Raw genomic sequence first — 25,067 nt, forward strand, 5'->3', positions numbered from 1 at the left:
TAAGAGGAATTTAGGAATTGCCCTATGCGGAAATTTTATCTTTGGCAACAATTAGTAAAATCCCCAAATAAATTTAAATGAACAGCAAGAATTTTGAATTGCTCAGTTCTTCAAAAGTACTGGTTACAGGTGGTGCGGGTTTCATAGGCTCCAACCTCTGCGAAACTCTTCTCCACCTTGGAGCAACAGTCATTTGTCTCGATAATTTTGCAACCGGAAAAAGAGAAAATCTTTCAGCCTTTTTGGATCATCCAAAATTCACTCTGATCGAAGGCGATATAAGAAGTCTTGAAGATTGTCAAAAGGCTGCTTCGGGAGTGGATTTTATTCTTCACCAGGCGGCATTGGGATCTGTTCCCCGATCTATTAATGATCCAATTACCAGTAATGACGTAAATATTTCAGGATTTTTGAACATGCTGGTGGCAGCAAGAGATGCCGGAGTAAAACGTTTTGTGTATGCAGCCAGTTCCTCCACTTATGGAGATTCCGAAGCCTTACCAAAAGTAGAAGATAAAATAGGAAAACCTCTTTCCCCATATGCTATAACAAAATATGTAAATGAATTATACGCAGATATTTTTCATAAAACATACGGCCTTGATACTATAGGACTGCGGTATTTTAATGTCTTCGGAAGAAAACAGGATCCTAATGGAGCCTATGCGGCGGTAATCCCAAAGTTTGTGATGCAATTTATGAAGCATGAGAGTCCGGTAATTAATGGAGATGGGACTTATTCCAGGGATTTCACTTATATCGACAATGTGATACAGATGAACCTGTTGGCTCTCACGACCCAAAATGACCATGCACTAAATCAAGTATATAATACTGCAGTAGGTGACAGGACAAATCTTAAGGAACTTACCCAACTTCTTAAGAAGTACCTCTCTCAGTATGATCCTGAAATTGCTGAAGTAGAAGTGAAGCACGGGCCAAACAGGGCAGGAGATATTCCTCATTCCCTGGCCTCAGTAGATAAAGCGAAAGAGCTAATGGGATACGAACCTGAATATAAAATAGAAGACGGCCTGGAAGAGGCTGTAAAGTGGTACTGGCAAAACTTGGGTTGGGTATGACGGTGAATAGATCTGATTTATTTGTAAATGGAATTTAAAAATTTGATTATTATTCAGTGAATAATTTTGACAAGCCTTTTAGAAAATTAGAGTGGGATTCAAGCTTTTTCGGTATCAGGATTGGGGAAATACAAAAAAATTTCTTCACGTTCAATAATCCAGAAAATCTGCTGAAGGAATTAGCTGAAAATAAAGTAAAGCTTGTTTATTATTATTCGAATGAGCTACTACAAGAAACGAAAAGCGAGTTTTATAATTTTAATTTAATTCTTAAAAAAACACCTATTCAAAAAGATCTTCTTCATGAAACAATTTTGCCTGATAACATAAGCTTTTATAGAGGTTCACTTCCAAATGAGGAGCTCCTGAATCTGGCATATCGTGCAGGAGAGTGGTCCAGATTCAGTTTCGATCCTAATATTCCCAAAGAAAAAGTTCGAGAGCTCTACAAAAGCTGGATGATTAAATCAGTTCAAAAAGAGATGGCATCGGAAATATTGGTATATAAAAACGAAGATAAGATTTTAGGAATGGTGACACTTGTAATCAATCCACCCCTGGGGAAGACTCCTTTGTTTGCCGTTAAGCGTGAGGCTGAAGGCAAAGGAGTATCTTTTGCTCTTATGAAGGCAGCTGATGCAGTGTTATACAAAAATGGTTGTTCTTCTTACATAAGTGCTACTCAGGCTGAAAATAGAGCTGCTCTTACTATTTTTAGAAGACATGGATTTCAAATTAAGCCCGTTGAATATGTATATCACCTTTGGGAAAAATAGTTATTCGTTAAGAAATAGGTCAAATTAATTCAAACAATATTAAAAAAGGTTGTTAAACAACCTCATAAACTAGAATGGAAAAAAACAAAATAGCAGTAATAGGCTTGGGGTATGTGGGCCTTCCATTAGCAAGGTTATTTGCTACCAAATATACCGTTGTGGGATTTGATATTAACCAACGAAGGATAGAGGAACTGCGACAAGGAAAAGATACTACCCTTGAGGTGGAAAATGAAGTCCTTCGGTCTGTTTTAAAAGAAGCTCCTTCCGAAGAGAATGGGTTGTTTTGCAGTTCAGATCTGCAGGATATTAAGGATTGTAATTATTATGTGATTACAGTCCCGACCCCGGTAGATAAAAATAACAGGCCAGACCTTACACCACTTTTTAAGAGTAGCGAGTCTGTTGGAAAGGTTCTAAAAAAAGGTGATATTGTCATATATGAGTCTACAGTATACCCGGGAGTAACAGAAGATGAGTGCGTTCCTGTACTGGAAAAGACTAGCGGACTTAAATTTAATGAGGACTTTTTTGTCGGATATTCTCCGGAGCGGATTAATCCGGGAGACAAGGAACATACCGTGGAGAAGATCCTGAAGGTAACTGCGGGCTCAACTCCTGAGATTGGTGAAAAAGTTAATGACCTCTATGCTTCTGTTATAACCGCCGGTACACATCTTGCTCCCACTATTAAAGTTGCTGAGGCAGCAAAGGTGATTGAGAATTCTCAAAGAGATATCAATATCGCCTTCGTCAATGAACTGGCGAAGATCTTTAATATGATGGATATTGACACCCAGGATGTCTTGGAAGCAGCCGGAACCAAATGGAATTTTCTTCCTTTTAAACCCGGACTTGTTGGTGGGCATTGTATTGGAGTAGATCCTTACTACCTTGCACAAAAAGCTCAGGAGATTGGTTATCATCCGGAGATCATTCTTGCCGGAAGACGCATGAATGACAGTATGGGCCAGTATGTGAGCAGTGAGGTTGTAAAGTTAATGCTCAAAAATGACATGAAGGTAAAAGGCTCCAAAGTTCTGGTGCTTGGAATTACTTTTAAAGAAAACTGTCCGGATGTTCGAAACACTAAGGTTGTTGATGTAGTCAAACATTTGAAAGAGTACGGAACCGAGGTCACGATCTATGATCCACTTGCTGATCCAGATGAAGTACTACATGAATATGGTTTAACCACAGTAAAAGAATTACCAACCGAAAAATTCGATTCAGTTGTCCTGGCTGTTGCCCATAAAGAATTTCTTGACATGGATCTGGAAGTTTTGAAAAATGGAAAAACGGTGATCTATGATGTCAAAGGAGTGTTGGGGGATAGGTGTGATAAAAAGCTGTAATATCGTTAATCTGTGATTCGGGATTCGTTAATTCGTGACTTGAAATTGTAAAGAAGAGTAATGGCTGATAATTTTGAGAGTCTGGAATGTTGGCAAAGATGTAAGGAATTGAAAATATTCTTAAAAGAAAATGTTCTTCCTAAACTACCCGCCTCAGAACGATACGATTTATACACTCAGATATTGAGAGCTTCCCGATCAACCACAGCCAACATTGCCGAAGGTTGGGGCAGATTCCATTATAAGGATAACATAAAATTTTTAGTTAATGCTCGTGGTTCTGTAGCGGAAATTTTGGATCACGCTATTGACGCCAGATCTTGGGACTACATTTCTGAAGAGACCTTGAAAGAAATCCGGAACGAGACCACCCGCTGTTTGCAGGTGATTAACGGCTATATAAGATATTTAAGAAAATCAAATGAATAATATATTGAACTAGGTTCATCAATTCCGAAAACAAACGAATTCACTAACGAACGAATTCACGAACTAACGAAACATGAGAATAAAAAATATTTGCTGCATCGGAGCCGGCTACGTGGGAGGTCCTACTATGGCTGTAATAGCCCAAAAATGTCCCGGAGTAAAAGTAACAGTTGTAGATATCAATGAAAAAAGAATAAAACAGTGGAATGATCCGGATGTAGAGAAAATTCCTATTTACGAGCCGGGGCTCTCTGAAATTGTAAAAGAAGCAAGGGGTAGAAACCTCTTTTTTTCTACTGATGTTGATAAGGCCATCGATGAGGCAGATATGATATTTATCTCAGTCAATACCCCAACCAAGACTTACGGAGTTGGAAAAGGAATGGCGGCAGATCTTAAGTGGATCGAACTCTGTGCCCGTCAGATTGCCGAAGTTTCTAAATCAGATAAGATCGTTATAGAGAAGTCCACTTTACCTGTGCGTACAGCGGCGGCTTTAAAAGAGATCCTTGACAGTACCGGAAACGGAGTTAAATATCAAATACTTTCAAATCCGGAATTCCTTGCTGAAGGAACTGCTGTAGAAGATCTTCGAAATCCGGATCGAGTACTGATAGGTGGAGATATAGATTCTGAAGAAGGAAGAGAGGCAATAGATGCATTAGTAAATATTTACGCTTCCTGGGTTCCCCGGGAACGGATACTTACCACAAATGTTTGGTCCTCTGAACTTTCGAAGCTTACTGCCAATGCTTTTCTTGCGCAGCGGGTTTCTTCCATTAATGCCATTTCTGAGCTTTGTGAACAGACCGGCGCCGACGTCAATGAAGTGGCCAAGGCAGTGGGAATGGATAGCAGGATAGGCCCAAAATTTTTAAAGGCCTCAGTAGGCTTCGGTGGATCATGTTTTCAAAAGGATATTTTGAACCTGGTATACATTGCCCGCAGCTTTAATCTGCAGGAGGTGGCAGATTACTGGGAGCAGGTGATCCTAATGAATGACCATCAGAAAAAGCGCTTTGCAGCCAACATGGTGAGGAGGATGTACAATACTGTTGCAGGAAAGAAGATCGCGTTACTGGGATGGGCATTTAAAAAAGATACTAACGACACCCGGGAATCGGCTGCGATTCATGTGGCAGATTACCTGCTGAACGAACAGGCCGAGATAGTGGTATATGATCCAAAGGTTACGGAAGAGCAAATATATTCAGATCTGGACTACTTAGGTAGCAGGAGCGGAGACGCTAACCGGCAGGCCGTAACAGTCGTGAATGATCCCATGGAAGCCTGCCATAAAGCTCATGCCATTGCAGTGGTAACCGAGTGGGATGAATTCAAGGAACTGGATTGGCAAAAGATCTATGACGATATGTTGAAACCGGCTTTCTTGTTTGATGGCAGAAGGTTGCTCGAGCCAAAAACGAAGAAAAAAATTGGTTTTGATTTTTATGCGATAGGAAATTAAACGAATTTCTCTTTTATTGGATTCAAAACTCAGGAAAAGGTTCCTGCTTTTCTGATACTTTCAATATCTTTAACTTGTGAAAAAATATTTGTCCACAGCAATAGAAGCATCTGTTATTGCCGGAAAGGCTATAATGAAAATCTACGGAGAAGATGATTTTGAGATTGAAAATAAGGAGGACAATTCTCCATTGACTATAGCAGATAAAAGGGCAAATGAAATTATCAACAACCTGCTGATTCCTCACGATATTCCTATTATTAGTGAAGAAAATCAACAAATTAGTTTCAGCGAAAGAAAACAATGGGCTAAGTGCTGGATTGTTGATCCCTTAGACGGTACCAAGGAGTTTATTAAAAGAAATGACGAATTTACGGTCAACATTGCGTTGGTGGAAGAAGGTTTGCCTGTACTCGGGGTGATTTATGCTCCTGCTCTCAGAGATTTGTATTTTTCATTAGTTTCAGAAGAAAAAGCTTATAAATACAAAATTGATCCGGAAGACTGGGATGTGGACCACACCTTAGAACATGCCCTGGAGATAAGACCGACAAAACCCGGTAAGGGAGTAAAGGTCGTTGGTAGTCGTTCACATATGAATGATGACACCCTGGGATTCATAGAAGATCTAAAAAAAGTTCATGGGAATAATATAACAATAGTTTCCAAAGGGAGTTCATTAAAATTTTGTCTGTTGGCAGAAGGTGAGGCTCACTATTACCCCCGCTTTGCACCAACAATGGAATGGGATACCGCGGCAGGTCAGGCTATTTGTCAGGCCGTAGGGGTATCTTGTAAGTATTCCGATACCGGAGCCCGAATAACCTATAACCGGGAAAATTTACGGAATGGTAATTTTTGTGTTTCTTATGAAGGATAAGTCTCATAAAAGACATATTGCCAAGGCGATTACTTGGAGGGTTGTAGGTACTGTCGATACCATACTTCTCGCATGGCTTATTTCAGGAAATGCCTTTACCGGGTTTAAAATTGGTCTGGCAGAAGTGATTACCAAGATGATCTTATATTATTTACACGAAAGGCTATGGTTCAAAGGAGAATTGTCAATTCCATCGGGTAAATGGAACAGTAGAAAACGTCATGGCATAAAAGCAATTTCCTGGAGAATAGTAGGGACACTTGATACTATGATCCTTGCATGGATTATAACTGGAAATCCGACCACCGGTCTAAAAATAGGTTTGGCTGAGGTCATAACCAAAATGGTGTTATACTATCTTCATGAAAGAATGTGGTACAGGATCGATTATGGGATTGCAGATAAAAGGAATGGCCGAAGCTCGAATATCAGTATCCTTTGATAAAAAAAGATAAAATGGCGAACATTGTAAAACACGATTACACTATATCTAAAGAGGATCGCAATAAAAAAAATAGGCATAGATCTTTAGTGATTTGGTTTACAGGTCTTTCCGGATCAGGAAAATCTACAATTGCAAACAAACTCGAAAAGCGTCTTTTTGAGGAAGATATAAACACTTATTCTTTAGATGGAGACAATATTCGCAGCGGTTTAAACAAAGGTTTAGGTTTTAGCCGTGAAGATCGTTTTGAAAATAACAGGCGAATAGCAGAAGTCGCAAAACTATTCTTAGACGCCGGAATGGTAACTATAACAGCCTTTATCTCACCTCTAAAAGAGGATCGCGACCAGGCCAGAGAAATTTTAGGGAAAGAAAATTTCCTGGAAGTGTTTGTTAATACCCCTCTTTCTGTTTGTGAAAAAAGGGATACAAAAGGGTTCTATAAAAAAGCCAGGGCAGGTGAAATTGATAATTTTACGGGAATAAGTTCTCCTTATGAAGCTCCTGAGAATCCTGATTTTGAGATTAAAACAATAGAAGAATCTGCAGAGGAAGCAGTAGAACGGCTTTTTGATTTGCTGCAGCAAAAGATAAAATTTAATGAGTAAATATTTTCTGAATTATCTGGATGAACTGGAATCTGAAGCTATTTTTATACTAAGAGAGGTCTGGGCTCAATTTGAAAATCCCGTAATCCTTTTTTCAGGTGGAAAGGATTCTATTCTGGTTACTCACCTTGCTAAAAAAGCCTTTTATCCGGCAAAAATACCGTTTTCCCTTCTTCATGTTGATACCGGCCATAATTTTCCTGAAACTATTAAGTTCAGAGATGATCTGGTGAATGAATTGGGGGTTAATTTAATAGTGGGTTTCGTTCAGGAGTCTATAAATAATGGAAGGGTAGCAGAGGAAAAAGGAAAAAATGCTACTAGGAATTCCTTGCAGATCACCACCCTCCTTGATACGATTGAAGAGCATAAAATTGATTGCGCCATTGGTGGAGGAAGAAGGGATGAAGAAAAAGCAAGGGCAAAAGAGCGTTTTTTTTCACATAGAAACGATTTTGGAGAGTGGGATCCCAAGAATCAGCGCCCCGAGCTATGGAACCTGCTTAACGGAAAACATTTTGAAGGAGAGCATTTCAGGGCTTTTCCTATTAGTAACTGGACTGAGATGGATGTTTGGAATTATATCAAACGTGAGAATATCAAAATTCCTTCTCTCTATGTCGCTCATGAAAGGGAAGTAGTATGGAGGAACAATTCCTGGATACCTGTTTCCGAATTTTTGAGACTTGAACAGGGGGAAAAAACCTATAAGAAGAAAATACGTTTTCGAACCCTTGGAGACATCACCATCACCGGCGGAATAGAATCTGATGCAGATACTTTGGAGAAAATAGTTGAGGAAGTTTCGGCTATGAGAAAGACAGAAAGAGGTGATCGTTCTGATGACAAAAGGAGTGAAACGGCAATGGAAGATCGAAAAAAGCAAGGATATTTTTAACATGGAAATATACAACAACCAATTATTAAGATTTACGACAGCGGGAAGTGTCGACGATGGTAAGAGTACGTTGATTGGTAGGCTTCTCTACGATTCGAAATCAATATTTGAAGATCAGCTTGAATCAGTTAGTGCTACAAGCGCCAAAAAAGGGCACAATGGTGTTGATCTGGCTTTGTTTACAGATGGTCTAAGGGATGAAAGAGAGCAGGGGATAACTATTGATGTAGCCTACCGTTATTTTACTACTCCCAAAAGAAAATTTATCATAGCAGATACCCCGGGACATATTCAGTATACCAGGAACATGGTAACCGGGGCATCTACAGCAAATGCTGCCGTAATTTTGATTGACGCCCGCCACGGAGTTATCGAACAAACAAAAAGGCATTCTTTTATCGCTTCTTTGCTGAATATCCCACATCTCATAGTATGTATAAACAAAATGGACCTGGTGAATTATTCCGAAGAAAAATTTAGTGAAATTATTGGGCAGTTTGAGGAGTTTTCATCAAAACTACTAATGAAGGATGTACGTTTCATTCCTATCAGCGCTTTAGAAGGAGATAACGTCGTCAATAGATCGGAGAACATGGAATGGTATCAGGGTGGGACTTTGCTGAATATTTTGGAAACCCTTCATATTAGTAGTGATATCAATAAAATTGATGCGCGATTTGCTGTTCAGACGGTCATTCGTCCACAAAGCGAGCAACACCGTGATTATAGGGGATATGCGGGAAGAGTGTCCAGTGGGATCTATCGGGTGGGAGATGAAGTCGCTGTGTTACCTTCGGGTTTTAGTTCGAGGATAAAATCTATTAATGCAGGGGAGACTGAACTGCAAGAGGCATATGCTCCAATGTCGGTGGCAATGACCCTTGAAGATGAAATAGATATAAGCCGTGGTGATATGATAGTGCGGATAAATAATCAGCCGGAGCCCACTCAGGAATTTGACGTAATGCTTTGCTGGTTGAATGATCTACCTGCTAAACCCAGGGCGAAATATATCATTATGCACACCTCCAATGAGCAGCGGGCATTGATCAAGGAAGTTCTTTATAAGGTTGACATCAATACCTATGAAAGGTTGAGTGATGACAAAATCTTGAAAATGAATGATATTTCAAGAGTCAGGTTAAGATGTAACCGACCCATCATGCTGGATTCCTACAGAGAAAACCGAAGCACAGGAGGTATCATCCTTATAGATGAAAGTACGAATGAAACTGTTGCGGCAGGAATGGTAATAGGTTGATTTCATGTGCAATGAAGACGTCAGAAAAATTATATGAGCTTTCTCAAAGGGTAGCAGAAAGTAGTAGGTTCTATTTTGATGAAAAAATTCAGAAATCAAAAGTTTATGAGATGTATAATATTTGGCTCGAGAAGTCGGTCACAAAAGAAATGGCTTCAGATGTACTGATCTAAATTCACACTATATTAATTATCTCTGGAAAAAAGATGAACTAAAAATAATGTATTAATGGATTGGATTCCTTTTAATAAGCCATATCTCACAGGAAACGAATTATCTTACGTTCAAGACGCTGTTCGTGAGGGAAAAATTTCATCTAATGGGAAGTATACCCAATTATGTCAGAATTTTTTTCAGAAAAGATACAAGTTTGGAAAATGTTTCCTGACTACATCCTGTACAGACGCGTTAGAAATGGCAACCCTTCTGATCTCTATTAAACCGGGGGATGAGGTGATTCTTCCTTCCTACACCTTTGTAAGTACTGCAAATGCTTTTGCCTTACGTGGGGCTAAACTTATTTTTGTAGACAGTCGAAAAGACCACCCAGGAATTGATGAAGATAAAATAGAAGATCTTATCACTAACAAAACTAAAGTCATTGTTCCGGTTCATTATGGCGGAGTTGCCTGTGACATGGATAAAATAATGGCTCTGGCAGCAAAATATCAGTTAATCGTTGTAGAAGATGCTGCGCATGCTATAGACAGTTTCTATATTGGTAAAGACGGAGTTAAAAAAGCATTGGGATCAATAGGTCATTTTGCTACTTTTTCTTTTCATGAGACAAAAAACATTACTTCTGGGGAAGGAGGAATGTTGGTCATTAATGATTCACAATACCTGAACCGTGCAGAAATAATATGGGAAAAGGGGACTAATCGTTCTTCCTTATTTAGGCAGGAAGTGAAAAAATATGAGTGGTTGGATTTAGGGAGCTCATACGCGCCTTCGGAAATTCTAGCTGCCTTTCTGTGGGCACAATTAGAAAATCTTCAGGATATTCAGAAGGTGCGCCTAAATCACTGGAACACTTACTATGAAAAATTTGAAAATTGGGCTTTTGAAAAAAAAATAAATCTACCTATACAACTTCAATATACTACCAGAAATGGACACATGTTCTATCTGGTTTTAAAGTCAGAAAACCAACGGCAAAAAATAATTGATCGATTGAAGGAGAAAAACATTCTAGCTGTTTTTCATTATTTAAGTCTCCATAAGAGTCCTTTTTTTAATTCTAAACACGACGGTCGTATTCTGCCTGAAGCTGATAGATACTCCGAAAACTTACTTCGCCTACCGTTTTATTACACTTTGAGCAAAAATGAAATACAACATATAACTGAAATTGTGAAAACTCAATTCTAAAAAATAAGTGGAGTCATTATTTTACTTGTAAGAATCATGTTTTCAGTGCAGTGTGTTTTGGGAATCATAGGAAAAAGGCTTTCTTCCTTTTCTTTAACCTTTCTTTAATACCTTTCCAGTAGTGCAATTTTAACTTTGTAAGTAATTTCAACAAGATGTTTCCTCTATTATGTACCAATAAAATTTAAATTTATATAAAAGTGAAAGGCATAATATTAGCAGGAGGAACCGGAACGCGGCTTTTTCCAATTACAATTGCAGTAAGTAAACAGTTACTACCTGTTTACGACAAACCCATGATCTACTATCCTTTATCTGTTTTAATGCTGGCTGGAATAAGGGAAATATTGTTTATTACGACCCCTCATGATCAAAAATCTTTTGAGAAACTTCTTGGAGATGGTTCTCATCTTGGTTGCAAGTTTGAATATGCAGTACAAGAAGAGCCCAATGGTCTCGCCGAAGCTTTTATTATAGGAGAAGAATTCATCGGGGATGATAGAGTTGCCCTGGCCCTTGGAGATAATATTTTTCATGGGAACGGCCTTGGGACTCTCTTAAGAGGTAAGATCAATATAGATGGAGCTTCAATTTTTGCTTATCCTGTTAAAGATCCTCAGCGCTATGGTGTTGTTGAATTTAATGAGGAGAATAAAGCAATAACTATTGAAGAAAAGCCTCAAAAACCAAAATCAAAATATGCAGTACCAGGTCTATACTTTTATGATAATCAAGTTGTGGAATTAGCTAAGAAAGTTAAACCTTCCGCTCGTGGTGAAAAAGAAATATCTACCCTCAATCAAATGTATCTTGATAAGGGGAAGTTGGAAGTAGGAGTGATGACTCGTGGAATGAGCTGGTTCGATACTGGTACTGTTGAGTCTTTAGATGACGCCACGGAATTTATAAGGGTTTTACAAAACAGACAAAGTGAAATGATTGGTTGTGTGGAAGAAGTAGCGTATCTCCATAAATTTATTAATAAAAGTGAGATTGAAATAGCTGTACAGAAATACGGAAAAAGTAAATATGGAGAGTATCTTCAATCCTTATTAGCCCCATGAACGTTCGAATAATAGACCTTCCAAAATTTGAAGATCCAAGAGGAAACCTTTCCTTTATTGAAGAAGGAAATCATATTCCCTTTAAGATGGAAAGAATTTACTGGATTTACGATGTTCCAGGGGGGCAGATTAGGGGTGGACATGCATTTAAGGAACAGAAGGAATTTATCGTCGCTCTGTCAGGAAGCTTTGATGTAATAGTAGACAATGGAAAAACAAAAAAAACTTTTTCTTTAAACCGCTCCTTTTATGGACTTTATATAGGTAATGGTATTTGGCGACAGATGGAAAATTTTTCTACAAATTCGGTTGCAATGGTATTAAGTTCCACCAAATTTTCTGAAGAGGATTATATCAGGGATTATTCTAAGTTTCTAAATTTTAAAGAAGATGATAGGGAAGAATTCTGTTTATGATTGCCCTGTTATTCCCTTGAATAAAATTCATAGCCGGGCGGGGAATATTACTATAGCTGAGGTGCATACTGGTATCCCATTTGATATCCAAAGGGTTTACTATTTATACGATATTCCCGGAGGTGAAAGTAGAGGAGGTCATGCTCATAAAGAATTATATCAAATCATCGTAGCTGTAGGAGGTGGGTTCGATATTCTTCTAGATGACGGCAGGAATAAAAAAGTTGTAAGGCTGAATCGTCCTGATTTTGGATTAATGATTGTTCCTGGAATTTGGAGAGAGCTTATGGACTTTACATCTGGAGCAGTTTGTATGGTAATGGCTTCCTTAAAGTACGATGAGAAAGATTATATAAGAGAATATAGTGATTTTCAACAATTAATGAAATGATACATCCTAAAGCGGAAGTTCTAACGAAGAATATTGGAGATGGCACCTATGTCTGGCAGTTTTGTGTAATTCTAGAGGGTGCCAGGATTGGAAGGAATTGTAATATTAATTGCAATGTTTTTATTGAAAATGATGTCGTTGTAGGAGATGACGTAACGGTGAAATCTGGCGTACAATTATGGGATGGATTAAGGATATCTGATAAGGTCTTTATTGGTCCCAATGCCACCTTTACGAACGATTTGGTGCCCAGGTCAAAGAGGTACAAATCTAAACCAGAAAAAACAATAATTGAAGAAGGAGTGTCGATTGGTGCTAATACCACTGTGGTTGCGGGTAAAACAATAGGGAAGTATGCTTTAATAGGAGCCGGCAGTGTAGTCACTAAAAACATTCCCCCTTTTACTGTTTGGTATGGTAACCCCGCTGTCAAGAAAGGCTACATAACAAAAGATGGAACAATATTAACCGAAGGGCTACAAGATACGTATGGCCATATTTATAGACTTGGACAAGATAATGAACCAATTAAAATATGATTAAATTTCTAGATATTCAGGAAATCAATCACCAGTACTCTGCTGATCTAAAAAAGGTAGCTTCAGAAGTCATTGATTCGGGATGGTACATATTGGGTAATAATGTACAGAAGTTCGAAAATAGTTTGGCTTCCTATATCAAAGTAGATCATGTTATAGGTGTTGCAAATGGATTAGATGCTTTGCGTTTGATATTTAGAGGTTACATCGAAATGGGAGTAATGAAAGAGGGGGACGAAATAATTGTTCCTGCTAATACGTACATAGCTTCTATACTTTCAATAACTGAGAATAAACTAGTTCCTGTTCTTGTTGAGCCAGAACAGAACTCAAACAACCTCGATTTGACTAAGATTGAGGAGGTTATTGGACCCCGTACTAAAGGAATAATGGTTGTTCATTTATATGGTCGTGTTTGTTGGTCAGAAGAAATAGAAAAAATTGCTCAGAAGAACAATTTAAAAATTATCGAGGACAATGCTCAGGCAGTCGGTGCGAGCTGGAAAGCAAATAAAACTGGGGCATTGGGTGATGCAGCAGGGTTTAGTTTCTATCCTGGAAAAAACCTGGGCGCCCTTGGGGACGCAGGGGCAGTTGCAACTAATGATAAGACCCTTGCGGATACTGTAAGGGCTATGGCAAATTATGGATCTCATCGGAAATATGAAAATATCTACAAAGGAATCAATAGCCGGCTAGATGAAATTCAAGCAGCCTTTTTGTCTGTCAAGTTAAAATACCTCGATTTAGAAAATGAGTATAGAAAGGGAGTGGCCAAGAAATATATTCAGCAAATAAAAAATCCCCATATCCTTTTGCCTTCATCGCCTGATGACGATAAGGAACATGTATGGCATTTATTTGTTGTTCAAACAGAAGAAAGAGATAAGTTGAAGAATTATCTGGAAAAAAATGGAATTCAAACTCTAGTTCATTATCCCATACCACCCCACAAACAATTGGCTTATATGGAATGGAGTCATTTGAATTTTCCAATTACTGAAAACATGCATCGAACTAATTTAAGTTTGCCCATAGGACCTACTCTTAAGAGCTCTGAAGTTTCCAAAATCATAAACTGTCTTAATGAATTTTCTATATAGTCGAAAACTAATTTCTTTATTTGCAGGTTTTTCGGGAGTTGGAGTATTTACAACACTTTTATCTTTGGGAGCGATTTATTTCTTTATAGAAGTTTTAAAAACTCCCCTGATTTCAACTTATGCCGCAATTTATTTTTCGACAATTTTATTATCCTATTTTCTGAATTCCTGTTTTGTTTTCAAGTCCTCACTTGGTAAAAGGAAGGCTGTCAGGTACTTTGTAATATATTTAAGCGGGATGATATTAGGCGTAATTGTCTTACGGATTTTTGAATTTACCTTACCTTTTGATGATTTTGTTCTGGCTTATTTAGTTCTTCCTATAACTATGATTTGGAATTTTATTTTAGTGTATAAACTTTTTAATAACAAGCATTCATGTTAAGTCTAATTTTACTTTCCTATTACAGTGGAGAAAGGATTACAATAGCTTATGATAAAGTTTCCGAGCTCTTAAGGAAAGAAAATATAGAGTTCGAATTTATTGTCATTGATGACGGTTCAACTGATCATTCTTTTGAAATTGCTCAACAACTTGAACTAAAGTATTCTAACGTAAGAGCATTCCAGCTAAGTAGGAACTACACTTCTAACTATGCCATTTTCGCTGGATTGAGCCTTTGCGAGGGTGATTGTGCCATGCCAATACCAGATGATGAACAGCAACCGTATTCCAGCATTGTGGGAATGTATCGTCTTTGGGAAAAAGGGGCAAAAGTCATTATTCCGAATCGTATGAAAAGGAATGATGGATTTCTGAATGATTTGTTTTCCAACACCTATTATAAGATCATCAATAGTTTTTCAGATGTGAAATTTCCTCCCGGAGGTGCAGACCTTTTTTTTATAGATAGAGAAGTTGTTGACATAATAAATAACCGTATCCATCCCAGAAACACTACCAGTATTATAGAGGTACTCCGTCTGGGTTTCTCACCGGAATATTATCCATACGAGAGAGTAAAGGGGATAAACGAAAAAAGCAGATGGACCTTCAGGAAAAAGTTTAAAATGTTTAAAGATACATTCTTTTCTTCCTCCACCTGGCCAATTCGGATAATTACTAACCTTGGATTAATTTTTTCTCTTTTTGCCTTAGGCGTCATAATTTTTTACTCCTATATAAAACTTTTTGGAAATCCGGAATTTTGGGGATCGACTATGCCGGGTTGGACTTCTACAATTGTCATTGTCTCCTTTTTTAGCGGATTAATCCTATTCTCTCTGGGAGTAATAGCTGAATATATATGGAGAATATATGAGGAGGTAAAAGATCGGCCGGGTTTTATAATTAAGAAGAAGTAGCGAATTCGTTAAAAAAATTGGTAATGAGGTTATTGAATATTTCTGTTGGTTTATGGGGTTCTATTCTTTGTTTACTAACAGGCCTGGCTTTATATTTTGCGTATATAAGCTATGACGCCCCATATTATTTGGCTATTGCCAGAGATATTTCAAGCGGTTTTGTTCCGTATAAGGATATCACTAGCCTATATGCTCCTTTAATGATGTATCTCAACTCGCTTTTATACTTACTTTTTGAGGATCCTGGATATCATTACTTTTTAGTTTTTCAGTACATTGTAATATTCTCTTCTGCGGGTTTATTGTACCATTTAGCCAGAAGATTCAATCTGAATAACCAGAAATCGATCTTGTTAAGTCTGTTTTTCTCATTAGCCATTTTAAGTTCTGATGGAATTAATATTAATCTTGAAGTCTATGTGCTACTTTGCGTCATGTTGTCCTTTTGGTTTCTTGAAAAAAAACAGTTTTTTTTAGTTGGTACTTTTGTGTCTCTGAGTGTTTTTGCTAAACAATATGGGGTTTTTAATTTCATTCCTTTTTTTCTTTTAATCTTTTTTCAACCCGGATACAGCAAAAGAAATCTTATCAAATTCTTTTTTGGTGCTTCTGTACCAGTTATTCTATTTTTGATATATTATGTTGTTTTAAATGATGTTACTATATCGGCACTGGTAGATCAATTAAGTGGCAGGGGTTATGGGCAGAGAAATATTTCGCGCTCGCGATCACTGTTTACTTGGATAATAGGTTCTAAAGTCTTCATTTTATTGCTTATTCCTTTACTTTTTCTTAAAATAAAACCCTTTAAAGATAAAGTCACTGGTATTTTAATTTTAGGGATAATTGTGAATCTTATTCCTGTTCTTGTTCAGGTATTTCCTCATTATTTCATTCTTACCTTCCCCTATATTTTTATGTTAATGGTACGAAACGGTCAGGATATTAGTAAGAATTTCTTATATGTTTCAAATATATCATTGACTGTAATTTGCCTCATGTTGTTTTTAAGGATTTTGAGGTATAAAAATGTTTACGAAGAGCAGATGGACGAGGCAGTCAAATTTCGAGTTGAATATCCGGTAGGGTCTACAGTGTTTTTGTCTGGACCTATAAGATACCTTTACATTTTGAACAATTATAAGAACCCTGTGCTGAAGCAGGTGGGATACGATTACTCTTTTCATCCTGATGATGATTTTAGAAAGAAGTATGAAGTAATATCTTCGAATTAACAATAAAAAAAGAATTTTTAGCCGATGGAACTGGGAAATATATTAAACTTAATAGGCAGAACAAAACCTCTTTTCGAAGAGGACGTTCTTTATTATGAAAAGGAGCTTTTAAAAAATGTATCCTCCTCTTCCTTTTTAATTATAGGCGGTGCCGGTTCCATAGGACAGGCAGTGACTAAGGAAATTTTTAAAAGGAATCCCAAAAAACTTCATGTTGTAGATATTAGTGAAAATAATTTAGTAGAACTGGTGAGGGATATACGCAGTTCATTTGGTTATATTGATGGAGACTTTAAAACTTATGCTCTAGATATTGGTTCTTTAGAATATGATGCATTTATAAAAGATGATGGAAAGTATGATTACGTGTTAAATCTTTCTGCTTTAAAGCACGTGCGCAGTGAGAAGGATCCCTATACACTGATGCGGATGATTGATGTGAACATTTTTAATACAGATAAGACATTAGGTCAAAGTATAGAAAACGGAACCAAAAAATACTTTTGCGTTTCTACGGATAAGGCAGCAAATCCGGTAAATATGATGGGTGCATCAAAAAGGATCATGGAAATGTTCCTTATGAGACGAAGCCGGGAGATTTCTATTTCTACTGCACGTTTTGCAAATGTTGCATTTTCAGACGGTTCCCTGTTGCATAGTTTTAATCAACGACTTCAGAAAAAACATCCTATCGTGGCTCCCAATGATGTGAAAAGATATTTTGTCACACCGCAGGAAAGCGGTGAACTCTGCCTTATGTCCTGCATATTCGGAGAGAACAGGGATATTTTCTTTCCTAAGCTCAGTGAAAATCTTCATCTCATCTCTTTTGCTGATGTTGCCATCAAATACCTCCAGCAGTTAGAATACGAACCTTATTTGTGCGAAACTGAAGAGGAAGCCAGGGAGCTTGTAAAGACTTTACCAAATCAAAAGAAATGGCCATGCCTTTTTACAAGTAGTGATACCACCGGTGAAAAGGATTTTGAAGAATTTTTCACTGAACAGGAGCTGCTGGATATGGAACGGTTCCGGAATCTGGGTGTGATTAAGAATGAATTAAAATTTGAGGAAGAAAAACTCTATCTTTTTGAAAGGGAGATTCAGGAAATGAGGAAGTCATCAGTATGGGAAAAAGACAGGATTGTAGATCTTTTCTTCAAGATTATCCCTGATTTTGGACATAAAGAGACAGGGAAATACTTAGATTCCAAAATGTAATGAGTTATATAAACGAAACCATATCATTTGTTCGGGAAATCTTTGGATCAAAAGACTTTATACCCCTTCATGAGCCCAATTTCTCTGGGAGGGAAAAGGAGTATGTGCTTGATACGATCAACAGCACCTTTGTCTCTTCAGTAGGGACCTATGTGGATCGTTTCGAAGAATTTATGCAGGTACGAACCCAAACCGCCAGGGCTATTGCGGTTGTTAATGGTACTTCTGGCTTACAAGTTGCCCTACGACTGGCGGGAGTGGAAAGAGGGGATGAAGTGCTTACCCAGGCCCTTACGTTTATAGCCACCGCAAATGCTATAGTCTATAATGGAGCAGACCCGATATTTCTTGATGTCGATCGGGACACGATGGGATTATCTCCCGATGCCGTTGAAGCTTTTTTAGAAGAACATGGAGAACTCAGGGAGGATGGATGTTTTAATAAGCAGACAGGAAATAAAATATCTGCTTGTCTACCCATGCATACCTTTGGCTTTCCGGTGCGCATCAATAAACTTATTAATGTCTGCAAGTCCTGGAATATTCCGGTGGTGGAAGATGCTGCTGAATCTCTTGGAAGTGAGTTTAAAGGAAAGCCCACAGGGAGCTTTGGCAAACTTGGGGTTTTTTCTTTCAATGGCAATAAAATTGTGACCAGTGGGGGTGGGGGTGCAATAGTCACGAATGATGAGGTCCTTGGGAGGAGAGGGAAACATTTAACCACTACAGCCAAACAGCCTCATTCCTATGAGTACATACATGACGAGATTGGTTACAACTATAGAATGCCTAATATTAATGCCGCTTTGGCCTGTGCCCAGTTGGAAAATCTTGATATTTTCCTGAAGAAAAAAAAGAAGCTTGCAGGAAAGTATCGTCTATTTTTTGAAAATACAGGGCTGCGGTTTAGGGAAGAGCTTCCCGAAACCAGCGCCAATTATTGGTTAATGTGTTTAGAACTTCAAAACAGGAAAGACAGGGATCGTTTTCTAGCCGAAACTAATGAAGCCGGGGTAATGACACGTCCAATCTGGCAGTTGATGTTTAAGCTGCCAATGTTTGAATCCTGTTACAGGGATGAACAAATTAATGCGCAGTACCTGGAAGAAAGGATTGTAAATATACCTAGTAGTGTCAAATAAAAAAGTTGTTTTAGTTGGATTTTCCGGACATGGAATCGTAGTTGCCGATGCTGCTCTGGAGCAGGGACTTGAAGTCATGTTTTATACAGATAAGCAACCTGTGGAGGAAAACCCCTTTAATCTTAAATATTTGGGATTCGAAGCCGATCCTGAATTTAAGTTTTGGAACCAGGAATATAGATATGCACTGGCTATTGGGAACAATGGAATTAGGCGAAAAACTGCAGAAACAATCCTGAAAAGAGGTAAAGAACTGGTCAATATTATTCATCCGCATTCCTTTATGTCAAAATGGGTGAATTTAGGTATAGGTGTTTTTGTGAACAATAATGCCGCTGTAAATGCTAAGGTAACGGTAGGTAATTATTGTATAATCAATACAGGATCTATTGTGGACCATGAGTGTAGATTAGGAGATGCCGTTCACATAGCACCCGGAGCCGTGCTTGCTGGAGCAGTCATAGTAGGTGATAATACATTTATTGGAGCAAATTCTGTAATAAAAGAAGGGGTGAGAATCGGTAAAAATGTTGTTATAGGAGCAGGGTCGGTTATAATTGATGACGTTGCAGATAATGTGAAAATAGTAGGAAATCCAGGAAGAGAAATATGAGAAATAAAGTAATAATAATTGCTGAAGCAGGAGTCAACCATAATGGAAGTGTTGAATTGGCTAAACAATTAATAGATGTTGCCGCTGATGCCGGTGTTGACTATGTAAAATTTCAGACCTTTAATGCGGACAAGATTGTTACCAAAAAGGCTATAAGAGCCAACTATCAGGATATTAACACTCAAAATAAAGACTCACAATATGACATGCTCAAAAAATTAGAATTGTCTGAAGAGGCGCATAGAGAATTAATTGTTTATTGTGAATCCAAGGGAATAAAATTTCTTTCTACGGGGTTTGATTTGGAAAGTCTTCAATTCCTTAATGAGCTGGGGATAACGCTATTTAAAATACCTTCAGGTGAAATCACCAACCTTCCCTACCTTAGAAAAATAGCCGAATTTAAAAAACCTGTCGTGATGTCAACTGGAATGGCGGATATGATAGAGGTAAAGGACGCTTTTGAGGTGTTGATTTCGGGAGGACTAAAGAAAGAGGATATTACTATTGTCCACTGTAACACAGAATACCCAACCCCAATGGAGGATGTGAATTTAAGAGCGATGAATTTCATAGCTGAGGAACTTGGAGTAAATATCGGATATTCGGACCATACCCTTGGAATAGAAGTTCCTATAGCTGCTGTTTCATTGGGAGCCAAAGTAATAGAAAAGCATTTTACTCTAGATAGAAATCTTCCGGGACCTGATCATCGAGCATCTTTGGAGCCTAAGGAATTAAGAAATATGGTCTTTGCTATTCGTAACATTGAAAAGGCCATTTCGGGATCAGGTATTAAAGAGCCCTCTTTTTCGGAAAAGAAAAACAAACCTATTGTGCGCAAAAGCATAGTTGCTGGAAAAGCTATTCAAAAAGGAGAAGTTCTTTCAGAAGAAAATTTGGCCGTAAAACGTCCTGGTACAGGTTTAAGTCCTATGATGTGGGATAGGATTATTGGTACAGAAGCCAAAAAAGATTATGTTATAGATGATATAATATGAAGAAAGTTTGTGTAGTGACCGGAACGAGAGCAGAGTTCGGTCTCATGTATTGGTTAATAAAATACCTTGATGAAGATCCGGATTTAGAGCTGCAAATTATTGTGACAGGAATGCATCTTTCTCCTGAATTCGGATTGACATATAAAGATATTGAAAAAGAGGGATTCAAGATTTCAAGGAAGATTGAAATACTTCTGTCATCAGATACTGAGGTGGGTATTTGCAAATCGATGGGTCTTGCTCTGATAAGCTTTTCTGAAGCCTTTCAGGATTTAAGTCCGGATATCGTAGTACTTCTGGGAGATAGATTCGAGATTTTTTCTGCAGCTGCGGCCGCAATGATTGGTAAGGTACCGGTTGCTCATTTACATGGAGGAGAAGCTACTGAAGGGTTAATAGATGAACCAATCAGACATTCTGTAACTAAGATGTCTCACCTTCATTTTACTGCCACTGAAGTATATAGAAAAAGAGTGATCCAAATGGGAGAGCATCCTTCTAGGGTTTTTAATGTAGGTACTCCTGGTTTAGATAATATTTATAAGCTGGATTTGCTGGATAGAGCGTCTTTAGAAAAGTCTATTGGCTTTAAGCTTAACAGGAGAAATCTTTTGATTACTTTCCACCCGGTTACTCTGGAGAGTAATACTGCAGAAGGACAATTTAAAGAATTACTGATAGCTGTTGACGGGTTGGAGGAGACTAATCTGATCTTTACTAAACCTAACTCCGACACTAACGGAAGAATTATTATTAACTTAATTGACAGTTACGTCGCAAAAAATCCAGAAAAAGCATGTGCCTTTACTTCTTTAGGGCAGTTGAGGTATTTATCAGCACTAAAGCATGTTGACGCAGTACTGGGGAATTCTTCGAGTGGGCTCACAGAAGCACCTAGTTTCAAAATTGCGACTATAGATATAGGAGACAGGCAAAAGGGAAGACTGAAGGCTATGAGTGTAATTTCTTGTGAACCAGAGGAGAGGTCAATTCGGCAAGCTATAGAAACTGCTTTTTCTAAAGATTTTAAAGAAAAGCTACATTCCGTCAAGAATCCTTATGGAGAAGGTGGAGCATCAGAAAAGATCATTAAAATATTGAAGGAATTTGATTATTCTGATATTTTGAAAAAAAAATTCTACGATATTAATTATAAAATAAAAGAATGAAAATCTTTTTTATAGGTACTGTTTCATTTTCAAAAAAGAGCCTTGAGAAATTATTATCTCTCCACGCTGAAATAGTTGGCGTAGCAACAAAATCAAAATCAGCATTTAATGCGGATCATGTAGACTTGACTCCGATATGCGAAAAAAATAGTATTCCGGTTAAATATATAAAAGATATAAATGCTCCACATGTTTTGGAGTGGATAGAAAGTTTAAAACCTGATGTTATTTTTTGCTTTGGTTGGTCAAGTCTTATAAAGAAGGAATTGCTAGAACTAACAAACCTGGGCATTGTTGGTTTTCACCCTACTGCCTTGCCTGCGAACCGAGGAAGACATCCTCTTATCTGGAGCATTTTTCTTGGTCTTGAGAAAGGGGCTACTACCTTTTTCTTTATGGAGGAAGGTGCAGATGATGGAGATATTTTGTCACAAAAAACTTTTTCCATAAATTATAAAGATGATGCTGCTTCCGTCTATTCAAAGATGGAGCATAGTGCCCTGGAACAAATAGAAGAATTTATCCCGAAACTAAAGAAAGGAAGTTATCAAAGGATTAAACAAGATCATACAAAGGGGAATATTTGGCGTAAAAGGGACATTGAAGACGGGGAAATAGATTTTAGAATGTCTTCCCGCGCAATTTACAATCTTGTAAGGGCATTAACTAAACCGTATTTCGGTGCACATTTATACTATAATAATAAAGAAGTGAAGATCTGGAAAGTTAAGGAAGAAGATTATTCAGGCAATAATATTGAACCGGGGAAGATATTAAATGTAGAGGAAGGAGAAATACTTGTAAAGACCTATGACGGTGCCATAAAAATCCTCTGTCATGAATTCCAGAAAATGCCATTAAAAGGAGAATATTTATGAAAAAAGTTTTAGTTGTATCTGCTCATCCAGATGATGAAATCTTGGGTGCTGGCGGGACTTTATTTAAGCATATTAACCAGGGAGATCAAGTATATTGGTTGATTACTACTAATATTGCTGAAAAACAAGGTTTTACAAAAGAAAGAGTGAAGTCCAGGCAAGAGGAAATTCAAAAAATTGAAAAGTTAGTAGGAATTTCAAAGACGTTTTTCCTGAATTTCCCTACTATGTCACTTTCTTCACGGGATCTCGTTGTTATGGTTCCTAGAATCTCAGAAATATTTTTTGAAATAGAACCTGAAGTAGTGTACTGCATGAATAGATCAGATGCCCATTCTGACCATAGAATTACTTTTGATGCAGTTCTGGCCTGCACCAAATCTTTCCGATATCCGTTTATCAAACAGGTATTGATGTATGAATGTATTTCTGAGACAGAATTTGCACCTGCTTTACCCGAAAAAGTATTTATTCCTAATTATTTTGTAGATATTTCGGCCTATATGGAGAAAAAAATAGAAGCTATGAGAATTTATGAATCTGAACTTGGGAAACATCCTTTCCCGAGGTCTGAAAGAAATATAGAAGCGCTTGCTACTTATAGAGGAGCTAATATTGGAGCAGAATATGCTGAAGCATTTCAACTCATAAAATACATCGATAAGTAATGAACTTCAACCTAGACAATATTATTATTAAGGAGGATAAGTCAGTAATAGAAGGTCTTAAAAAACTTAATAATATTCGGGATGTAAGCAGATTAATATTATTTGTAAAAGATTCTAATGATAGTATAATTGGGTCTCTTACTGATGGTGATGTAAGAAGATCCTTGGTTTCTCATGCTGATCTAAATAAGAAAGTCGGGGAGATTTGCAATAAAAATTTCATCTTTGAATATGAAACTGAGGGTTTTCTTGATTTGAAATCGTTCCGGAAAAAGGATATACAAATTTTACCAATTCTGGATAAAGAAAAAAAATTGGTGAGGATTATTGATCTGGATAGGACCAAATCTGTCCTTCCCATGGAATGTATGATCATGGCCGGTGGCCGCGGAAAAAGGCTCAGTCCTCTTACGGATACAGTACCAAAGCCCATGCTTCCTTTAGGCGAAAAACCAATTATTGAACATAATATTGATAGGCTTATTTCTTTTGGAGTAAAGAAAATTTACATTTCCGTAAAATACCTTGGGGAACAAATTCAGGAGTATTTTGCTGATGGCAAAAGTAAAGGAATTGAGATTGAATATATATGGGAAGAAAAACCTTTAGGCACTGCCGGTGCATTAGCGTTAGTGGATAACTTTCAAACAGACCAAATACTTCTTATGAATAGTGATCTTTTTACTGACGTAGATTTTGAAGATCTGTATCTGGAATTTATCAAAAACAATGCTGACATGGCAGTGGCCTCTACCGAATATAAGATTGCCGTCCCGTATGCCGTTTTTGAAACTCATAATAATATGGTTACAAATTTCAAGGAAAAACCAACTTATGTCTATCATTCAAATGCCGGAATTTATATTTTAAAAAGGAGCTTGATAAAAAAAATCCCGAGGAATGAGTTCTATGACATTACTGATTTAATGGAGAAGCTTTCTATTGAAGGAGGTAAGCTAGTTCATAATCCCATTTTGGGATACTGGATTGATATTGGTAAACCTTTAGATTATCAACAAGCTCAGGAATTTGTAAAACATATAATAAAATGATAGCGATAATACCAGCTAGGGGAGGATCTAAAGGAGTTCCCGAAAAAAATATCAAAGAATTAGAAGGAAAACCTTTAATTCAATATACTATTGATGCAGCTAAAGAGGTTTTTGAAGATAGGAATATTATTGTAAGTACTGATAGTGAAAAAATTAAAAAAATTGTTGAAAGTTTAGGTCTCGAGGTTCCTTTCATACGCCCGGCAGAACTTGCCCGAGATAAATCTGGCACTCAAGAAGTTTTACAGCATGCCTTGAATTTTGTAGAAAGCAAAGGAATCTTTCCACAGATATTGATTTTACTTCAGCCAACTTCACCTTTTAGAAATGCAACTCATATTAACGAAGCTTTGAAACTGTATAATAATGATTTAGATATGGTAGTTTCTGTTAAAGAAGCTAAATCAAATCCATATTATATATTAAAGGAGGAAAATAGTCAGGGATTTTTAGAGAATTCTAAAAAAGGAAATTTTATCAGGAGACAAGATTGTCCAAAGGTTTGGGAATTGAACGGAGCAATATATATAATAAATGTGAAGTCAATGAAAGCTAAAAACATCTCTGATTTTACTAAGGTTAAAAAATATGTGATGGACCAATTTTGTTCCCATGATATCGACAATTTATATGATTGGAAAATTGCCGAAACTCTGATGAAGGAAAATATAAAGTGTGGTAATAAAATTTAAAGGTA

29 protein-coding genes are annotated in these 25,067 nt (G+C 37.4%); all 29 read left to right on the plus strand.

Annotated elements, in window-relative coordinates:
• The first annotated feature begins 77 nt into the window (after positions 1-77).
• Positions 78-1,082, plus strand: coding sequence for an SDR family oxidoreductase (locus ACNORC_RS11460; protein WP_418335782.1), 1,005 nt, complete (start codon positions 78-80; stop codon positions 1,080-1,082).
• Positions 1,083-1,138: 56 nt separating this feature from the next.
• Positions 1,139-1,858 (plus strand): GNAT family N-acetyltransferase, encoded by a 720-nt coding sequence (locus ACNORC_RS11465; RefSeq protein ID WP_418335783.1) that lies wholly within the window; start codon positions 1,139-1,141, stop codon positions 1,856-1,858.
• Positions 1,859-1,932: 74 nt separating this feature from the next.
• Entirely contained in the window at positions 1,933-3,213 is a 1,281-nt protein-coding gene (locus ACNORC_RS11470) for a nucleotide sugar dehydrogenase (RefSeq protein WP_418335784.1), read from the plus strand.
• A gap of 60 nt (positions 3,214-3,273) precedes the next feature.
• Positions 3,274-3,642: a four helix bundle protein gene (locus ACNORC_RS11475; protein ID WP_418335785.1), complete on the plus strand. Its 369-nt coding sequence runs from the start codon at positions 3,274-3,276 to the stop codon at positions 3,640-3,642.
• A gap of 73 nt (positions 3,643-3,715) precedes the next feature.
• Positions 3,716-5,110 (plus strand): UDP-glucose 6-dehydrogenase, encoded by a 1,395-nt coding sequence (locus ACNORC_RS11480; protein ID WP_418335786.1) that lies wholly within the window; start codon positions 3,716-3,718, stop codon positions 5,108-5,110.
• A gap of 76 nt (positions 5,111-5,186) precedes the next feature.
• Positions 5,187-5,990 carry a 3'(2'),5'-bisphosphate nucleotidase CysQ gene (cysQ, locus tag ACNORC_RS11485; RefSeq protein WP_418335787.1) on the plus strand — a complete coding sequence of 268 codons (804 nt, stop codon included), beginning with the start codon at positions 5,187-5,189 and terminating at the stop codon, positions 5,988-5,990.
• The gene (locus ACNORC_RS11490) at positions 5,980-6,432 is read left to right on the plus strand and encodes a DUF2061 domain-containing protein (RefSeq protein WP_418335788.1); all 453 of its coding nucleotides are present in this window, start codon (positions 5,980-5,982) and stop codon (positions 6,430-6,432) included. Before cysQ ends, ACNORC_RS11490 begins: the two co-directional genes overlap by 11 nt.
• A gap of 14 nt (positions 6,433-6,446) precedes the next feature.
• A complete protein-coding gene (cysC, locus tag ACNORC_RS11495) occupies positions 6,447-7,043 on the plus strand; it encodes an adenylyl-sulfate kinase (RefSeq protein WP_418335789.1) in 597 nt (198 codons plus the stop codon).
• Entirely contained in the window at positions 7,036-7,941 is a 906-nt protein-coding gene (cysD, locus tag ACNORC_RS11500; RefSeq protein ID WP_418335790.1) for a sulfate adenylyltransferase subunit CysD, read from the plus strand. Before cysC ends, cysD begins: the two co-directional genes overlap by 8 nt.
• Position 7,942: 1 nt before the next feature.
• Positions 7,943-9,202, plus strand: coding sequence for a sulfate adenylyltransferase subunit 1 (locus ACNORC_RS11505; protein WP_418336165.1), 1,260 nt, complete (start codon positions 7,943-7,945; stop codon positions 9,200-9,202).
• Positions 9,203-9,213: 11 nt separating this feature from the next.
• Positions 9,214-9,375 carry a hypothetical protein gene (locus tag ACNORC_RS11510; RefSeq protein WP_418335791.1) on the plus strand — a complete coding sequence of 54 codons (162 nt, stop codon included), beginning with the start codon at positions 9,214-9,216 and terminating at the stop codon, positions 9,373-9,375.
• 55 nt (positions 9,376-9,430) lie between these two features.
• On the plus strand, positions 9,431-10,573 hold the full coding sequence (rffA, locus tag ACNORC_RS11515) for a dTDP-4-amino-4,6-dideoxygalactose transaminase (protein WP_418335792.1): 1,143 nt from the start codon (positions 9,431-9,433) through the stop codon (positions 10,571-10,573).
• A gap of 200 nt (positions 10,574-10,773) precedes the next feature.
• Positions 10,774-11,637 (plus strand): glucose-1-phosphate thymidylyltransferase RfbA, encoded by an 864-nt coding sequence (rfbA, locus tag ACNORC_RS11520; protein WP_418335793.1) that lies wholly within the window; start codon positions 10,774-10,776, stop codon positions 11,635-11,637.
• Positions 11,634-12,053 (plus strand): sugar 3,4-ketoisomerase, encoded by a 420-nt coding sequence (locus ACNORC_RS11525; protein ID WP_418335794.1) that lies wholly within the window; start codon positions 11,634-11,636, stop codon positions 12,051-12,053. Before rfbA ends, ACNORC_RS11525 begins: the two co-directional genes overlap by 4 nt.
• Positions 12,028-12,444, plus strand: coding sequence for a sugar 3,4-ketoisomerase (locus ACNORC_RS11530; RefSeq protein ID WP_386779802.1), 417 nt, complete (start codon positions 12,028-12,030; stop codon positions 12,442-12,444). The genes ACNORC_RS11525 and ACNORC_RS11530 overlap by 26 nt, the downstream gene beginning before the upstream one ends.
• The gene (locus tag ACNORC_RS11535; protein ID WP_418335795.1) at positions 12,441-12,983 is read left to right on the plus strand and encodes an acyltransferase; all 543 of its coding nucleotides are present in this window, start codon (positions 12,441-12,443) and stop codon (positions 12,981-12,983) included. Before ACNORC_RS11530 ends, ACNORC_RS11535 begins: the two co-directional genes overlap by 4 nt.
• Positions 12,980-14,086 (plus strand): DegT/DnrJ/EryC1/StrS family aminotransferase, encoded by a 1,107-nt coding sequence (locus ACNORC_RS11540; protein WP_418335796.1) that lies wholly within the window; start codon positions 12,980-12,982, stop codon positions 14,084-14,086. The genes ACNORC_RS11535 and ACNORC_RS11540 overlap by 4 nt, the downstream gene beginning before the upstream one ends.
• On the plus strand, positions 14,070-14,471 hold the full coding sequence (locus tag ACNORC_RS11545; protein WP_418335798.1) for a GtrA family protein: 402 nt from the start codon (positions 14,070-14,072) through the stop codon (positions 14,469-14,471). The genes ACNORC_RS11540 and ACNORC_RS11545 overlap by 17 nt, the downstream gene beginning before the upstream one ends.
• The gene (locus tag ACNORC_RS11550) at positions 14,465-15,391 is read left to right on the plus strand and encodes a glycosyltransferase (RefSeq protein ID WP_418335799.1); all 927 of its coding nucleotides are present in this window, start codon (positions 14,465-14,467) and stop codon (positions 15,389-15,391) included. Before ACNORC_RS11545 ends, ACNORC_RS11550 begins: the two co-directional genes overlap by 7 nt.
• Before the next feature lie 23 nt (positions 15,392-15,414).
• Entirely contained in the window at positions 15,415-16,626 is a 1,212-nt protein-coding gene (locus ACNORC_RS11555; protein WP_418335800.1) for a hypothetical protein, read from the plus strand.
• 24 nt (positions 16,627-16,650) lie between these two features.
• On the plus strand, positions 16,651-17,847 hold the full coding sequence (locus ACNORC_RS11560) for a UDP-N-acetylglucosamine 4,6-dehydratase (RefSeq protein WP_418335801.1): 1,197 nt from the start codon (positions 16,651-16,653) through the stop codon (positions 17,845-17,847).
• Positions 17,847-18,989, plus strand: a complete 1,143-nt coding sequence (locus tag ACNORC_RS11565) for a LegC family aminotransferase (protein WP_418335802.1) — start codon at positions 17,847-17,849, stop codon at positions 18,987-18,989. Before ACNORC_RS11560 ends, ACNORC_RS11565 begins: the two co-directional genes overlap by 1 nt.
• On the plus strand, positions 18,979-19,602 hold the full coding sequence (locus ACNORC_RS11570) for an acetyltransferase (protein WP_418335804.1): 624 nt from the start codon (positions 18,979-18,981) through the stop codon (positions 19,600-19,602). The genes ACNORC_RS11565 and ACNORC_RS11570 overlap by 11 nt, the downstream gene beginning before the upstream one ends.
• Positions 19,599-20,603, plus strand: a complete 1,005-nt coding sequence (neuB, locus tag ACNORC_RS11575; RefSeq protein WP_418335805.1) for an N-acetylneuraminate synthase — start codon at positions 19,599-19,601, stop codon at positions 20,601-20,603. The genes ACNORC_RS11570 and neuB overlap by 4 nt, the downstream gene beginning before the upstream one ends.
• The gene (neuC, locus tag ACNORC_RS11580) at positions 20,600-21,772 is read left to right on the plus strand and encodes a UDP-N-acetylglucosamine 2-epimerase (protein WP_418335806.1); all 1,173 of its coding nucleotides are present in this window, start codon (positions 20,600-20,602) and stop codon (positions 21,770-21,772) included. The genes neuB and neuC overlap by 4 nt, the downstream gene beginning before the upstream one ends.
• On the plus strand, positions 21,769-22,650 hold the full coding sequence (locus tag ACNORC_RS11585) for a methionyl-tRNA formyltransferase (RefSeq protein ID WP_418335807.1): 882 nt from the start codon (positions 21,769-21,771) through the stop codon (positions 22,648-22,650). The genes neuC and ACNORC_RS11585 overlap by 4 nt, the downstream gene beginning before the upstream one ends.
• Positions 22,647-23,318, plus strand: a complete 672-nt coding sequence (locus ACNORC_RS11590) for a PIG-L deacetylase family protein (protein ID WP_418335808.1) — start codon at positions 22,647-22,649, stop codon at positions 23,316-23,318. Before ACNORC_RS11585 ends, ACNORC_RS11590 begins: the two co-directional genes overlap by 4 nt.
• Positions 23,318-24,370, plus strand: coding sequence for a nucleotidyltransferase family protein (locus tag ACNORC_RS11595; RefSeq protein WP_418335809.1), 1,053 nt, complete (start codon positions 23,318-23,320; stop codon positions 24,368-24,370). Before ACNORC_RS11590 ends, ACNORC_RS11595 begins: the two co-directional genes overlap by 1 nt.
• Positions 24,367-25,062 (plus strand): acylneuraminate cytidylyltransferase family protein, encoded by a 696-nt coding sequence (locus ACNORC_RS11600; RefSeq protein WP_418335810.1) that lies wholly within the window; start codon positions 24,367-24,369, stop codon positions 25,060-25,062. Before ACNORC_RS11595 ends, ACNORC_RS11600 begins: the two co-directional genes overlap by 4 nt.
• The last annotated feature ends 5 nt before the right edge of the window (positions 25,063-25,067 follow it).

This window comes from Salinimicrobium soli, from assembly GCF_048323655.1.
In the GTDB taxonomy this organism is placed as follows: Bacteria; Bacteroidota; Bacteroidia; order Flavobacteriales; family Flavobacteriaceae; genus Salinimicrobium; species Salinimicrobium soli.

Bases quoted from the DNA above. Each gene is read 5' to 3' on its own strand.
- ACNORC_RS11460 (WP_418335782.1), top strand. From the start codon at position 78: ATGAACAGCAAGAATTTTGAATTGCTCAGTTCTTCAAAAGTACTGGTT.
- ACNORC_RS11470 (WP_418335784.1), top strand. From the start codon at position 1,933: ATGGAAAAAAACAAAATAGCAGTAATAGGCTTGGGGTATGTGGGCCTT.
- ACNORC_RS11475 (WP_418335785.1), top strand. From the start codon at position 3,274: ATGGCTGATAATTTTGAGAGTCTGGAATGTTGGCAAAGATGTAAGGAA.
- ACNORC_RS11480 (WP_418335786.1), top strand. From the start codon at position 3,716: ATGAGAATAAAAAATATTTGCTGCATCGGAGCCGGCTACGTGGGAGGT.
- ACNORC_RS11490 (WP_418335788.1), top strand. From the start codon at position 5,980: ATGAAGGATAAGTCTCATAAAAGACATATTGCCAAGGCGATTACTTGG.
- cysC (WP_418335789.1), top strand. From the start codon at position 6,447: ATGGCGAACATTGTAAAACACGATTACACTATATCTAAAGAGGATCGC.
- cysD (WP_418335790.1), top strand. From the start codon at position 7,036: ATGAGTAAATATTTTCTGAATTATCTGGATGAACTGGAATCTGAAGCT.
- ACNORC_RS11505 (WP_418336165.1), top strand. From the start codon at position 7,943: ATGGAAATATACAACAACCAATTATTAAGATTTACGACAGCGGGAAGT.
- ACNORC_RS11510 (WP_418335791.1), top strand. From the start codon at position 9,214: ATGAAGACGTCAGAAAAATTATATGAGCTTTCTCAAAGGGTAGCAGAA.
- rffA (WP_418335792.1), top strand. From the start codon at position 9,431: ATGGATTGGATTCCTTTTAATAAGCCATATCTCACAGGAAACGAATTA.
- ACNORC_RS11525 (WP_418335794.1), top strand. From the start codon at position 11,634: ATGAACGTTCGAATAATAGACCTTCCAAAATTTGAAGATCCAAGAGGA.
- ACNORC_RS11530 (WP_386779802.1), top strand. From the start codon at position 12,028: ATGATAGGGAAGAATTCTGTTTATGATTGCCCTGTTATTCCCTTGAAT.
- ACNORC_RS11535 (WP_418335795.1), top strand. From the start codon at position 12,441: ATGATACATCCTAAAGCGGAAGTTCTAACGAAGAATATTGGAGATGGC.
- ACNORC_RS11540 (WP_418335796.1), top strand. From the start codon at position 12,980: ATGATTAAATTTCTAGATATTCAGGAAATCAATCACCAGTACTCTGCT.
- ACNORC_RS11545 (WP_418335798.1), top strand. From the start codon at position 14,070: ATGAATTTTCTATATAGTCGAAAACTAATTTCTTTATTTGCAGGTTTT.
- ACNORC_RS11550 (WP_418335799.1), top strand. From the start codon at position 14,465: ATGTTAAGTCTAATTTTACTTTCCTATTACAGTGGAGAAAGGATTACA.
- ACNORC_RS11555 (WP_418335800.1), top strand. From the start codon at position 15,415: ATGAGGTTATTGAATATTTCTGTTGGTTTATGGGGTTCTATTCTTTGT.
- ACNORC_RS11560 (WP_418335801.1), top strand. From the start codon at position 16,651: ATGGAACTGGGAAATATATTAAACTTAATAGGCAGAACAAAACCTCTT.
- ACNORC_RS11565 (WP_418335802.1), top strand. From the start codon at position 17,847: ATGAGTTATATAAACGAAACCATATCATTTGTTCGGGAAATCTTTGGA.
- neuB (WP_418335805.1), top strand. From the start codon at position 19,599: ATGAGAAATAAAGTAATAATAATTGCTGAAGCAGGAGTCAACCATAAT.
- neuC (WP_418335806.1), top strand. From the start codon at position 20,600: ATGAAGAAAGTTTGTGTAGTGACCGGAACGAGAGCAGAGTTCGGTCTC.
- ACNORC_RS11585 (WP_418335807.1), top strand. From the start codon at position 21,769: ATGAAAATCTTTTTTATAGGTACTGTTTCATTTTCAAAAAAGAGCCTT.
- ACNORC_RS11590 (WP_418335808.1), top strand. From the start codon at position 22,647: ATGAAAAAAGTTTTAGTTGTATCTGCTCATCCAGATGATGAAATCTTG.
- ACNORC_RS11595 (WP_418335809.1), top strand. From the start codon at position 23,318: ATGAACTTCAACCTAGACAATATTATTATTAAGGAGGATAAGTCAGTA.
- ACNORC_RS11600 (WP_418335810.1), top strand. From the start codon at position 24,367: ATGATAGCGATAATACCAGCTAGGGGAGGATCTAAAGGAGTTCCCGAA.